We start from the raw sequence: 13,697 nt of genomic DNA, 5'->3' as shown, positions 1-13,697 counted from the left end.
ATTCGACTAATTCACAAGCACTTTTATACTACGTTTGACAGCGGCTACCTGTACGAAACGTATAGGGTACAAACATGCTTACAATCATTATACTGTTAAATTTTATGAGAGGTAAGTTGGAAGCAATTTGTTTTTTAACAATATTATTTTAAGCGGCAAAAAAGCAGGTCGCCTCTATAAGTAACAAAATGGCAACACGAGTTGAATATGCGAGACGCGATAACGAATACGGTAAGCGGCACACTGTGCGGTGTGTGGCGTGCGTGTGCGGTGCGCGCCAACGAATATAGTAAGCGACATACTGCACCGTGCAAGCCAACAAATCTGACAAGCGGCAAATGCTGTTTTGTGTATTTTTTTTGACTATTCAGTCAAAAAATGACAATGTGCTTTCTTTCTTGAAACAAAAGGCATACAGTGGCATACGCTTAATTGACTATTCGGTCGGTTTTTATGAAGCCCCGTTCTCGCACGTGAGAATGTCGACTTAATGAAATCCCGATTCTCGCACGTGAGAGCATCGAGTGGTTAAAACGCAACGCTGAAGCGCGCCTTATAGGTAGCGGCACTGTCTGTAGGCGACACGACTCTTGTACACCAGCACACGCGTATGTAAGCAGGAATTCACTCATAAACTGGGCAGATTGTTTAGTATGAATAGCAGGGAGAGTGTCATCCATGACAAACGAACAAACGCAGTCCGTATCTCAAGATACAATCGAACGTGACTTTCACCAGGGAACACACACATGCACGCGACAAGGGTCAAACGACACTGCGCAAGGCGCGCAACCAGTACAAGCGCCACACGCCACGCAATCGGCAAGCTCCGCGCAAGCCACGCAAGCAGCCGCGAGCACCGTGCAAACCACGCAAGCAGCCGCAAAATCCGTGCACTCCGTTCCCCAAAACGTAAACACGCAACTCCCCTATTTGCTGCGCGCCGACCATCTGGGTATCAAACATATTTCTGGTAAAGCATTTTGGGATGTATCGTTGCGTGTATCCCCTCATCAGATACTTGCGCTCTCAGGCGAACACGGAACAGGAAAAACGGCGCTGCTGCTTTCTTTAGCAGGCGTTATGCGAACAACGCACGGCAGCATTCACATCATGGAACTTCCCGTGCAGCACTATCGCTCGATGCTGCGCTGTTACACCGGAATTGCGCTGGTCAGAGGACTCAACGATTTCTATCACACGCAAACTATCAAAGAGGCAATTAACTGTGAGCTGGGCATTGCACAAAAACTCTATCGGCGGCGGCTGCGTCACGAGCGCGCGCTGGCGCAGCGACCAGAAACTATGCAAGTGCCGCACGAATTTCTGGGCAGCAAAAACGAGCTTCCGAGTTTTGAAAGCGCATGTAGACTGCTTGAAACGTGGGGCGTAACGGCACCGCTGTCACAAGCAATCGGATCGCTTACGATTGACGAACAACTGCGCGTAAGCATCGCGCTGGCGCTGCTGAAAAAGCCATTACTGCTGTTCATCGACGATATTGAAAGCGAACTCACGGGCGCGCAAACCGAGCAACTGCTGCGCGACATTCGTGCTTACGTAAACACGCACACGTGCGCATGTATTGTGGAAATGCTGCAACACGATCTTCACCAGCACGCCGATTGCGTTTTGAAGCTCAGCAAGGACAATCACGTATGCGCGCAGAACAAGGCGCCGAGCAAGGATGACCGCGTTCCTGCGTCGAGCAATGCATCGAACAAGACTCACAACCAGGCACCAAACAGGGATGACCGCGTTCCCGCGCCAAACAAAACAACCAAGGTTCGTTCGCTTAGCAAGGAGGCTCAAAATGCACGCTAATACATTTTTGCTGGCGCTTCACGAACTGCGCTGCACGCTGAAAGGCAAAGCGCGCAAAATTGTGGTGGGCGCGATTGTTCTTATTCCGCTGCTGTATGGCGCCCTGTATTTGTGGGCGTTCACGAACCCGTACAAAACGCTCGACGCGGTGCCGGTGGCGGTTGTCATTGACGACCGCGGTGCCATAATCCAAGATGAGCATCGCAATTTAGGGAACGACATCAAAAAGCGCCTGGAAGATTTAACGGCCAAGCAAGAGGGGTTCCAGTGGAATTTTGTGTCGAGCGATGAGGCGCGCGATGGTTTGGCGAACGGGCGCTACTTTATGAGCGTAACGATTCCCGAAAATTTTAGCGCGTGCATTGCGTCGGCTGAGCAGGCCAATCCGGTAGAAGCGAAGCTGCTGGTGAAGTACGACCAGGCAAGCAATATGCTGGCGTCGCAGCTGGGTGCCAGCGGGTTCAAAACGCTGCGCAGCGAAATTAGCGAAGCGGTTGTGGAAGAGTACTGGGATGCGTTCTTCAAGAAGATGGAAGATTCGCGCAAGAAATTGGGTGAAGCGGCTGATGGCGCGGGGGATCTTGCCGATGGCGCCACGAAGGCGGCCGATGGTGCGCGCACGCTTAACGACGCAACGGGCACCTTGGAGCGCTCGACTGGTACCTTGCACGAGGGCTTGCAAACGCTTGATAAAGGTACCAGAACGCTTCGTGACGGGGCAACTCAGGCGGCAAGCGGCGCAGATACGTTCACCAAGAAATGCGATGAACTGAGCAAAGGTGCGCAATCGCTGGAACGTGGGGCGAGTGCTCTGTCGCAAGGAAGCGCGCAGTTGGCGCAGCATTCCACGCAACTTGCGCAGGGCACGCAGAAGCTGCATCAGGCGGTGCAGGCAAACAACGCTGCCACGAAAAAGCAATTTGAGCAGCTGCTTGCCGCTGCGTCGAAGCCGCAAGCAAGCAAACAGAGCATTCTTACGATGCTGCAAGGCGTGGGGTCGTCGCTTTCAACACAGCAAGATGTGCTTGATAGTCAGCTTGCAAGCATTTCGCAGGGAGCAACTCAGCTATCGCAGGGCGCGCAAAAGCTGGAAAATTCAGCAGCTGACCTGCACAAAGGCACGCAAAGCATAAGCGGCGGCACAAGCCGTTTGGCGCAGGGTGCAACAGCGCTTTCGCAAGCAAACGAGTGCATTTCGCACGGAGCGGAAAACTTGCACGACGGTGCCGCAAAGGCGGCGAATGGAGCTGCCAGCTTGCATGACGGCGCAGGCAAACTGCATGACGGCACGGGCAAATTGGCTGGTCGCATGCCCGATTTGACAGACGGCGCGAACAAACTGCATGACGGCTTGAATGAGGCGCACGACACCGCAAAGCTTGACAATCCGAAGCTGCACAGCACGATGATGAGCTCGCCGGTGGCACTTCACGAAGAAAACTTCACGACTGTAAACAATTACGGTTCCGGATTTGCGCCCTACTTCATTTCGATTGGACTGTGGGTTGGCTCGCTGATCAGCACGTTCATCATGCGTGTACTGAACAGGCGCGCGCTGCTGTGCGGCATGAATCCCATTAAAAGCACGCTTATCAGCTACGTGCCGCTGGCAGTTGTTGGCGCAGCTCAGGCAGTTATTTTGATGCTCGTTATACAGTTCGTGATTCGCCTGCAAATAAACAACGTGGGCGCGTACTACGGCCTTGGTATTTTGACGGGCTGCGTGTTTATGGCTGTTATGCAAACTATCATTATGGCGTTCAAAGTGCCTGGTAGATTGGTTGCAATTATCCTGCTGATGCTGCAAATTACCAGCGCGGCGGGCACGTTCCCCATTCAAATGACGCCGCCGTTTTTCCAAGCGATGCATCCTGCGCTGCCGATGACGTACTCGGTTATGGGCTTGCGCCAGGCGATGTCGGGCAGCAATGGCAACATGATGGCGTTCTCGGCGCTGGTGCTGGTAGTGTTTGCCATAGTGGCACTTGCGCTTAGCAGCATTCTTGCGCGGCATCGTCAGATGGTTCGCATGACCGACTTGCACCCGATTTTCACGCTTGACTAGGGGTTTTGGAAGCGGCGCGTGAGGTGTCGGGAAAAAGCCGCGCGAGAGATTTTGATGTGGCACGTGATGGCTTCGGGGAAAAGCGGCGCGTGAGAACTTCGGGAAGAAGTGGTGCGGGAACGGGTTGCGCGGCGCGGGAGATTTTGATGCGGCGCGTGATGTTTTGGAAAGAAGCGGTGCTGTGAGCGTTTCAAAACATAAAGATACGAACGCAACAGAAGGTGTCAACGCAGAAGGTGGAAACGTGGAACGTGGCAAAGCAGCAGATAGACGCGTGGAACGTGGCAAAGCCGCACATAGAGGCATTGAACGTGACAACGTCGCCGGTAAACGCGTGGAACGTGGCAAAGCAGTAGGTAGAGGCGTTGAACGCGACAAATCCGCAGGTAACGGTGTAGATACTGCGATGCAATCTGCCAAACCAGAACCAACCAAGAAATCGGATCGCACGCGGGCGGCACTTCTTACGGCAGCACTAGCGATTATCAGCAAAAAAGGATACAGCGCAACCACCGTTGACGAAATTTGCAAGCAAGCAGGAATTGCAAAAGGAAGCGTGTACTACTACTTCAAAACGAAGGAAGAAATTGGCGCGTGTATTTTGCAGGAACAAACAACGCAGCTGGTAGCGCTGCTGCAAGCGTGCAAAACTGCAGGTGCAGAGCGCGACAGTGAAGCGGACAGCACGCACGAAAACGCTGGTCATCGTACAGAAACTAAGCAGCATGCACATGCTGGGGAACGTGCTGAAACTGGGGAACGTAGCAACAAGGCAAGCAACTCGGTTGCCTCGGTTGGAGCTGGTCAACGTGATGAAACAGGCGTCGATGCGCACCACGATACCAACAAAGGCTCTGATGTGAACGTTCACCATGAAACGAGAGCGCACAATGAAACAGCCTTGCATAACGAAGTAAGCAAGCATCAAGAAACTGATGCGCGCCAGGTTCTTACCGCTATGCTTGCAGCGTTTTCCGATTTCGCGTTCAGCAATCCACCGTTCACGCACTTCCTGATGCGCGAACTGTGGCGCGAAGAACGCGCGTGGTCAGCGAAAATGCAAGCGCGTGAACAGGAAGTAATCGAGTTCATCGCGCATGAAATTCGCCTGGGCCAGCGCGAAGGCATCTATCGCAAAGAAATTGATGCAACATTTGCGGCCATCAGCATTATTGGCATGGTGATTACTAATACGTTGTACGCAACAGCACCGCATACTCACGAGCTTCTTACCAAAGAACAATTTCAGCAGCGCGTTTTCGACTTCTCACATGCGGCGTTGTGCTCATAAGCACTATGTAGTGAACATATGCCAGCATGTAACATCAGCATGTGCGGTTCTAATTATCGAGAACAGCACGCTTTTGAGAACTACTCTACCCGCTGAATCTACCCGTTAAAAACCAAACCACAAGCGCCCCGCCAAACGACGAGCGACCCATCAGGTAATTTCGAGCAAACGTTCCAAGAAAAATTTTAGAAAGAAGCCGTCTGCCCAGGTAAAATCTGTTCTCGTGATCATACGCTGCTCAACAAAAGATGCAGCACACACACCGCATAGTGTTGCGGATTCGTGCATGCTGCGCTTCGCCTCTCTCTGATTATGAATGCCACGTGCCGCTTCCCCTCATCATGCATGTGCTGGTATAGCATACCCACACCTACACAAGATACCCACATCAGCGGCACATGGCGCTCCCCGACTTCCTGCGTGTTGTGCGCGTTTTGCACGTTGTGCGCGGTTTGCGCACTTACGCAGGCGGTTTGCGCGATTGGCGCAGGTGGGGCGTTCTAGTGCTCGGGATAAAACCCGCTGGGCGCATCGCTCAGGTTGATGATGATGTTCTTCACCTGCGTATATGCTTCCAAAATCGACAGGTCGGTTTCACGGCCGATGCCCGACTTCTTCACGCCACCAAACGGCGCCCCACCAGGCACTTGGTTGTAGGTGTTTATCCACATGCGGCCGGTTTCAATGGCACGCGACACACGCAGCGCGCGCGTAATATCGCGCGTCCAAACCGCACCGCCCAAGCCGTAGTCGGAATCGTTGGCAAGCTTCACCACTTCGTCCTCGGTCTTGAACTTCATAATCGCAGCTACGGGGCCAAAAATCTCCTCACGCGCAACGCGCATATCGTTCGTTACATTGGTAAGCAGCGTTGGCTTGAAGAAGCAGCCCTTCGCTAAATCGCCCTCGGTATTACGCTCGCCACCTGCGGCAATCGTAGCCCCCTCTTCGCGTGCGATGTCCATGTACGACGCAATTTTCTTCATTTGCGCTTCATTAATTTGCGCGCCGATTTGCGTTTTCGGATCAAGCGGATTGCCCTGAATTACGCGGTTGAACTGCTCCGTTGCGCGTTTCACGAACTCGTCGTAGATGCCTTCCTGCACAAACACACGCGAGCCAGCGCAACACACTTGCCCTTGGTTGAACAAAATTCCCAGCATTAAGCCGTCGATGGCCTGGTCCATATTGCAATCGTCGAAGAAGATGTTCGCGCTCTTGCCGCCCAGCTCAAGCGTTGCCGGAATAAGCTTGTCGGCTGCCGCGCGCGCTACGTTGTAGCCAACGCTGGTTGAACCCGTGAACGCAAGTTTTCGCAGGCCAGGGTGGTCAAGCAGGAACTGACCGCTGCCCGAACCCTTCCCCGAAATGATGTTGATAACACCGGCAGGAACAATGTCTTGGATAAGCTCCATCAGCACAATTACGCTCAGCGGCGTGCTCGACGAGGTTTTGAACACGGTGCAGTCGCCTGCCGCCAGCACGGGCGCCAGTTTCCACGCGGCCATCAAAAACGGGAAGTTCCACGGCACAATTTGGCCGACAACGCCGATTGGTTCGCGCATGACGATGCTCAGTAAATTGCCGTCGAGCAGCCTATTTGAGCCTTGCTGCGTTTGAACGGCACTGGCGAACAAGCGAAAATGCTCGGCCGAAAGCGGAATGTCGATGTTCATGGTTTCGCGAATGGGCTTGCCGTTGTCGAGCGTTTCGATGGTAGCAAGGCGCTCCTTGTTAGCGTCGATGACGTCGGCAATTTTGTTCAGGATGGCGCTGCGCTGTGCAACGGAGGTGTTTTTCCACGCGGGGAACGCACGCCACGCAGCTTTCACGGCGCTGTCGACGTCTTCTTTGGTGGCTTCGGCAACGTAAGCCAGGTGCTCGCCGGTGGCGGGGTTTGTGGTTTCAAAGGTTGCGCCGTCGGACGCAGGAACAAATTTTCCGCCGATAAACAGGTTATATGTATCTTTCAGTTGTGCATTCATGATAAACTCCTTACAATTAAGGTACGTGTGAAGCGGTGTGCCTCGGTGCGCGGTTGCAAGCTTGCGAAGTGCCTCGGTGCGATGCCTCAAAAGGCCGCGTGGCTTGCAATGTTTCTTGCAGGTAAAGCGCTCGGCTTCTTCATTACGTTTACACCGTATCGCACATCTGATATGGAATAAAGTTCCAGAATTGTTTTATTTTTAGGTACCAGATTGGGAAATGATGAGCACCACCACAAAGCGCCACACGTCCACAAAACGCCACAATAACCGCAGTTTAAAGGCATATTACGAGCCAGTGCAGAAAGCGCCCGCAAGCGACCATAAACGCGGCGTAACGTCAAACGCCAATCCAAACCAGCAAGCGTCTAACGGTTGTTCTCACAAGCGCAGTGCAAAACCGCGTTCCACATCTACACAGCGCAATTCCGAACTCCACTCCCATAACCGTATCACTGCGCTGCGTTCACCATTAACGCAACAGCAAGCCAACAGCAGTTCCTATAACCGCAGTGCAAAGCTGTATTGCGGATGCGAGTGGATAGATGTTCCCTATGATCAGCAGCTCGAGCGCAAACAAAATGCTCTAAAACAGCTGCTTGAACCGTTAAACGATACGCCATTTCCGGCGCCGACACTGCATGCGATTGTTCCCATGGATAGCGACAATCCGCGCGCGTTTCGCCATAAAATTGTGACGCCTTTTGCACCTTTACCAGCGAAAACGCAACGCACGCAGCCAAGGCGCAATGCAGCGCAAACGGCAGCGCAGCGCAAGCCAACGCGCCGTGAATGTGCCCACATAGCCTGCGGTTTTTATATGCCAGGCACGCACACCATTGTTCCGTGTTTTAACTGCCCATCCGAGCCGCATGTGGGGCGCCAACTTCTGAATTACCTCGCAAAAACAGCTTCTGAACTGGGAATTTCCGCCTATGACGAAGACAAGCATACCGGCCTGCTTCGCCACGCGCTGTTGCGCATCAGCAAGCATGACGGCAGCATTTTGTGTGTGCTGGTAACCAATGGCGCGCACATTCCGCAACGAAAAGCGCTTATCAGCAGGATTTTGAAGCGCTTCCCCGCCATTTGCAGCATTGTGCAAAACATCAACACACGCCGCACAAACGCGGTGCTCTCAAGCACGAACCGCGTGCTGTTCGGGTCGGGGTTCGTGAAAGACACGCTGCTGGGAGCGCAATTTTCGATTGGTGCAACCACGTTTTTCCAAACGAACCCAGCGCAAACAGAGCGCCTGTATTTGTGCGCAATACGTGCTCTACAGAAGCTCGATGTGCAGAAACCCGCAGCGCCGAAACTCGATGTGCAGAAACCCGCAGCGCCCCAGTTCAACGCGCAGCAAACCGAGATGCAAACTCTCGACACACCGCAACCCGAGATGCGAACCCTTAACATGCAGCCTTCCGTCACGTTCAATTCCGAAACGCGCTCCGCGAACAGCATCTCCGTCCTTGACGCCTACTGCGGATGTGGCACCATTTCCGTGTGCGTTGCAAAACACCTTCCCCACGCGCACGTTCTTGGCGTTGACCAGGTGGAACAGTCAATTGAGTGCGCTCGCAAAAACGCGCAAGCCAATCACGTGAAGAAACGCTGCTCGTTTATCTGCGCCGATGCCACACAGTTCATGCACGAACTGCACGCGGACATGCTAGCGAGTACGCAGGAATTTGTGGCTCCTATCGAAGATGTGCCTGTTCGGGATGTTGTTGATGGTGCAGATGTGCCTGTTCGGGATATTGTTGATGGTGCAGAAGCGTGTCCTGCTGGAAGTACTGATGATCACACCTCCAGCAGCAGCACCCGCAAGCATTACGCATTTTCCCAGTTCACCACCAAAAACGACACGAACGCCACACGTCCCTTCGACTGCATTATTATGGATCCTCCGCGCAGTGGCTCAACTCCTGAATTCATCGAGGGAGCAGCGCATTTGCAGCCACGCCTGATTGTGTACATCTCATGCAACCCAAAAACGATGGTGCGCGATATCCTGCAGTTTCAGGAGTTTGGCTACACTGCCACCGACATAACACCAGTTGACATGTTTCCCCACACTCCTCACGTCGAGAGTGTTGTGTTGATGTCAAGGGCTGATTAGGTGGGTGCAAGTTTGCCCTTATGTAGCAGGGTTTAGCGAGGGCTATCGTTAAAAGGTTTAATGCGAAGCAGCTTTAAGCTGGGTTCTTGCGGTTTTTGAGCGCAGTTTGGCTGTTTGAGGGAACATGTCTACGCTTTAGGGTTGAGCGCACAGGATGTTAACGTTAAAAAGTGCACCCACCTTGCACCCAGGGTGGTGAAGTGGGAAAATACAGCTCGGAAGGTAAAACAAAAGATAGGCTTTGCAGGTCAGGCAGACTTTGACAAGTTGTAAAAAATGCTCTCGAATGAGGGGGCATTATTCTTGGTGGTTTTCTATCCACTGATAAAGATCGCTTTCATTGGCTTGATTAGATGCGACTTTGAGGATGATATCGATCAAATCTTCATCATTGTAAGAAAGCGTGATGCCATTTAGAGCCAGAAAGATTAGCATGGCGTGGGTGCCAATACGCTTATTGCCATCAATAAAAGGGTGGTTTTTGATCAAACCAAAGGCTAGCCGTGTAGCTTTATCCAGTAGTGAAGGAAAAAGTTCGCTTTTATCAAAAGTTTGTAGTGGAGTTTTTATCGCAGAGTTGAGCATTCCCTCATCACGAATACCTAACGAGCCACCACTTGTTTCAATCAGAGCTTGATGAAGTCTAACTACTTGATCTTGAGTTAAATACTTCATTTAGCTAATTCTTCATAGACTTTTTTGTTCTTTTTGATGAACATGTCGGATAAAGCCATGACCTCATTATCAGCTGGAGCAGAAACCTCTTCGGCTTTAGGGAACTCTAAAATCACATAGCGCGGAGAGTTGTTTTTTAGTATTACAGCTGAGCCGTATTTATCGACAAGACGAGCAACCTTTGAGAAGTTTTGATTGGCTTCAGAAATTGAAATCAGCGTATCTGTATTTACATTCATAACGATAGCCTCCTTTTAAGAAGATTATACCCTATATTTTAGGATTAATCAATCCTAAGTATTTCAAATCTACGTCATAACTATTAACTCAGAAAAGATGTGACAGGTGTCAATAGAAACTCATGGTTTGCCGATTGAGGCTGTATAAATACAACAGTCTTAGGTTGAGCATTAGACGGCAACGCTAGCAAAAAATGCTTGCAAAAAATACTTGACTATGACGTTGCGTAATACTTTATTCTGGTGATAAGGAAGGAGGTGAGATAGTGAAAACAGTGAATGAAGTCAGCAAGATAGCAGGAATTAGTATTCGTACTCTTCAGTATTACGACAAAATCGGTTTGTTAAAACCGTCCGCTTATTCGGAGTCAGGATATAGGTTGTATGGTGATGAGGATCTAAAGGTACTACAATCCATTTTGCTGTTTAAAGCTCTGGAATTCCCGCTCAAAGAAATTAAAGAAATAATAACCAGTAAGCATTATTCAAGGAATTTGAAGCTAAAGGACAAAGTTTAAAAAAGAAATTATAATGAAAATATGGAAGCTAAGAATATGAAGATTAATAATGAATGTTGTTGTGGATGCAAAACAGAAAAGTCGGATCAAATTAAAGACAATTGTCCTGTATGTAATAATGAAGGGATTTCCGTTAGTAAAGTAACTGTTGAACATCTAGTGGTGGATGATTATCGTAATGCTGTTAACGGAGATCAATATAAGATTTGCATGAACGAGGACTGCGACGTTGTTTACTATAACTTAGATAATGAAATAAAATTCTTGAAAGACCAAGTTAGAGTTCCTATCTGGTTTAAGAAAGATGCAGATCCTAAGTATGCTTGTTATTGTAGCGAAGTCACAGAAAATCAGGTAATTGAAGCAGTTGTAAAGCATGGCGCGAAATCCGTAAAAGAAGTAAATGCCATCACTGGGGCAATGAAAAATTCTAATTGTAAAGAAAACAATCCGTTGGGAGTTTGTTGTCATAAGATTATTCAGGAAGCTATCGATAAAGGCTTGAAAATGAAATAGTTACAGTCGATATGTTCCTACAAACGAGAGCCAATCTTTGATATGTTTCCATCTACGAGCGTGGATATGTTCCCCATAACCATAGGGGTTGAGAGTGTTGTATTGATGTCACGGGCTTAATAGGTGGGTGTATTGAAGGCTTTGTGTAGCAGGGGTTTGCGAAGGCTATCGTTAAAAGGTTTAGCGTGCGGCGGCTTTAGGCTGGATTCTTGCGGTTTTTGAGCGCGATTTTTCTGTATGAGGGAAGATATCGACGCTCTAGGGTCGAGTGCACAGGATGTTAACGTTAAAAGGTGCACACACTTTGCACCCAGCTTTGTTAAATAAGTAAGAAGATAGTTAAGTTGCTTGAGGTACTAAGTTATATATGAAGACATGGTATGATAGTGACAATTATTTTCGGAGGTATCAAAAGATGGTAATTAATAAATCCTGTTCTAACTAATGTAGAGAGGTTAAATCCTCTCGGTATTTTCAAGGAGAATTTATGATACGTATTGATGATTTAACAAAAGTTGTAGGTGCAAGAACTTTATTCGCGATTGATCATCTATCTATTGGTGCTTGTGACAAGGTTGGTTTAATTGGTGATAACGGCACAGGCAAAACCACCTTTTTACGCATACTTTCAAGTCTTGATACTGACTACGCGGGGCGAGTTCAAACGAACAACGAGATTAGTTATTTGCTCAACAATTTAGAAGATGAACTCGGTTTTATATATCAGCGTCGTTTTCAGCAGCATTGTAGTAGTCCAGGCGAGCAGCAAAAATTGAAACTGGAGCACCTTTTAGTTGATAATAAAGCATTTTTGCTTATTGACGAGCCTACATCACATTTAGACATTAAACAAAGAAAGCTATTAACTAAACGGCTCTATTCTCGCAATAAGGGTTTTATTCTTGTTTCCCATGATCGAGATTTTATTAATCAAACCTGTACGAAAATTTTCGAATTGGTCAATGGGAAAATTGAGGTTTATAGCGGTGATTATTCGTTTTACCTATGCGAAAGAGAAAAGAGGTATAAGTGTGCTGAGAGGGAATATGAGAGTTATGTAAAAGAAAAGAAGCGTCTTTTACAGGTTGCAAATGCAATAAAATATCAGTCAGCAAAAGTAAAAACCACACCCAAAAGGATGGGTAACTCAGAAGCTAGGTTGCATAAAATGGGTGGGCAACAAAATAAGAAGAAGCTCGACAAGCAGGTAAAAGCCACTTTAGAAAGAGTAAATCAACTAGAGGTGAAGAGTAAGCCATATCAAAATGCAGCCATCAAGCTCAATATGGACGAGCGAGAAAAAATTCATTCCAAGGTACTCATCAGGGCAGAAAATCTCAATAAGAGCTTTGATAGCAAGGTGATTTTTAAAAATGTCAATTTTACGATAGACAATACAAATAAAGTTGCCTTATTAGGTGACAACGGTTCAGGGAAAACCACTTTGCTCAACATGATTCTTAACGGTGAAACGTGGACACATCCGAATTTACGAATTGGTTACTATAGTCAGCTAGGAGAAACACTCGACTATACAAAAACGATTCTAGACAACGTATTACCTTATTCAATCTATGACCAGTCAATAACGAGAATCATCTTGGCTCGTCTAGGTTTCAAAACAAATGATGTGTTCAAGCAAGTAAATGTGCTTAGTGATGGTGAAAAAGCCAAGGTGAAATTGGCGAAGCTTCTAACAGGTAACTTTAATTATTTGGTGATGGATGAGCCAACTAACTTTTTAGATATTCGTGCCATAGAAGCCTTAGAAGAGCTGCTTCAAGGCTACGACAGACCCTTGCTTTTCGTGACGCATGATGTGTCCTTTATCAATAATGTAGCGGATTCTTTGTTACTTATCGAGAATGAAAAGATTACTAGTTTTGAAAGTAATTTGCAGCAATATAATGAGGAAAATGAGGTTTAGACGGTCAAGTCTTAACTTTGGTGTAAATTCATTTCCTTCCCTTTATCTGCTATTTTTATGTTCAAACTCAAAAAAAATAGGCGGGTCTTCCCCACTATCATGGCACTTGACCGTACCATAAGATGCAGGAATGCGAACACGAAAAGCGTGTGTGACAGTCGAAAAATCCCATTCGTGCAATTGTGTTGCAATATGCGACACAATAAATTATGATATGCGCATGGAGGTTGATTGATATGGCAGTTACTAAAACAGCGAATGTGAATGTGAGAATACAAGAAAATATTAAGCAGCAGGCTGAGCAGATTTTAGCAACGATTGGAGTTCCTAGAGCTACAGCTATTGACATGTTTTACCGTCAAATCATTCTTAATAAGGGTATTCCGTTTTCGCTTACTATTCCAAAGTCGCTTCCGGCACAAGATGATATGGATGAGAAAACGTTTAATGCGCTGATGGCTAAAGGCTATGATCAGGCAGTTCAAGGTGATAGTTATCCTATAGATGATGTTTTTGAAGAGCTTGAACAGGGTCT

General features: G+C 48.4%; 11 protein-coding genes. 8 read left to right on the top strand and 3 right to left on the bottom strand.

What is annotated here, in order from left to right:
* Positions 1-678: 678 nt before the first annotated feature.
* From HMPREF3190_RS04785 to HMPREF3190_RS04775, 3 genes are all read left to right on the top strand, one after another.
* Positions 679-1,824 carry an ATP-binding cassette domain-containing protein gene (locus tag HMPREF3190_RS04785; RefSeq protein WP_066780893.1) on the top strand — a complete coding sequence of 382 codons (1,146 nt, stop codon included), beginning with the start codon at positions 679-681 and terminating at the stop codon, positions 1,822-1,824.
* Positions 1,814-3,889, top strand: a complete 2,076-nt coding sequence (locus HMPREF3190_RS04780; protein ID WP_066780892.1) for a YhgE/Pip domain-containing protein — start codon at positions 1,814-1,816, stop codon at positions 3,887-3,889. Before HMPREF3190_RS04785 ends, HMPREF3190_RS04780 begins: the two co-directional genes overlap by 11 nt.
* Positions 3,890-4,070: 181 nt before the next feature.
* Entirely contained in the window at positions 4,071-5,180 is a 1,110-nt protein-coding gene (locus HMPREF3190_RS04775; RefSeq protein WP_449676240.1) for a TetR/AcrR family transcriptional regulator, read from the top strand.
* Between the two features lie 500 nt (positions 5,181-5,680).
* Here the strand turns inward: HMPREF3190_RS04775 and HMPREF3190_RS04770 are convergent, their stop codons facing one another.
* Positions 5,681-7,165: an aldehyde dehydrogenase family protein gene (locus HMPREF3190_RS04770; protein ID WP_066780883.1), complete on the bottom strand. Its 1,485-nt coding sequence runs from the start codon at positions 7,163-7,165 to the stop codon at positions 5,681-5,683.
* 223 nt (positions 7,166-7,388) lie between these two features.
* On the opposite strand from HMPREF3190_RS04770, the gene HMPREF3190_RS04760 reads away from it, so the two are divergent.
* On the top strand, positions 7,389-9,287 hold the full coding sequence (locus HMPREF3190_RS04760; protein ID WP_066780881.1) for a class I SAM-dependent RNA methyltransferase: 1,899 nt from the start codon (positions 7,389-7,391) through the stop codon (positions 9,285-9,287).
* Positions 9,288-9,584: 297 nt separating this feature from the next.
* On the opposite strand, the gene HMPREF3190_RS04755 is transcribed toward HMPREF3190_RS04760, so the two are convergent.
* Both HMPREF3190_RS04755 and HMPREF3190_RS04750 read right to left on the bottom strand, forming a co-directional pair.
* The gene (locus HMPREF3190_RS04755; RefSeq protein WP_066780879.1) at positions 9,585-9,962 is read right to left on the bottom strand and encodes a type II toxin-antitoxin system death-on-curing family toxin; all 378 of its coding nucleotides are present in this window, start codon (positions 9,960-9,962) and stop codon (positions 9,585-9,587) included.
* On the bottom strand, positions 9,959-10,201 hold the full coding sequence (locus HMPREF3190_RS04750) for a prevent-host-death protein (protein WP_066780874.1): 243 nt from the start codon (positions 10,199-10,201) through the stop codon (positions 9,959-9,961). The genes HMPREF3190_RS04755 and HMPREF3190_RS04750 overlap by 4 nt, the downstream gene beginning before the upstream one ends.
* A 266-nt stretch (positions 10,202-10,467) precedes the next feature.
* On the opposite strand from HMPREF3190_RS04750, the gene HMPREF3190_RS04745 reads away from it, so the two are divergent.
* The 4 genes from HMPREF3190_RS04745 to HMPREF3190_RS04730 form a co-directional block, all read left to right on the top strand.
* Positions 10,468-10,719, top strand: coding sequence for a MerR family transcriptional regulator (locus HMPREF3190_RS04745; protein ID WP_066780872.1), 252 nt, complete (start codon positions 10,468-10,470; stop codon positions 10,717-10,719).
* A 21-nt stretch (positions 10,720-10,740) separates the two neighbouring features.
* Positions 10,741-11,235, top strand: coding sequence for a Csac_0668 family 2Fe-2S cluster-binding (seleno)protein (locus tag HMPREF3190_RS04740; RefSeq protein WP_449676236.1), 495 nt, complete (start codon positions 10,741-10,743; stop codon positions 11,233-11,235).
* 487 nt (positions 11,236-11,722) lie between these two features.
* Positions 11,723-13,162, top strand: a complete 1,440-nt coding sequence (abc-f, locus tag HMPREF3190_RS04735) for a ribosomal protection-like ABC-F family protein (RefSeq protein ID WP_066780870.1) — start codon at positions 11,723-11,725, stop codon at positions 13,160-13,162.
* A 236-nt stretch (positions 13,163-13,398) separates the two neighbouring features.
* Positions 13,399-13,697: type II toxin-antitoxin system RelB/DinJ family antitoxin (locus HMPREF3190_RS04730; protein ID WP_066781290.1), on the top strand; the 299-nt coding region annotated here is incomplete at its 3' end.

This window comes from Umbribacter vaginalis, from assembly GCA_001552935.1.
In the GTDB taxonomy this organism is placed as follows: domain Bacteria; phylum Actinomycetota; class Coriobacteriia; order Coriobacteriales; family Eggerthellaceae; genus Berryella; species Berryella vaginalis.
Note: the sequence above shows the minus strand (reverse complement) of the source record. Positions and strands in the feature narration are given on the sequence as shown.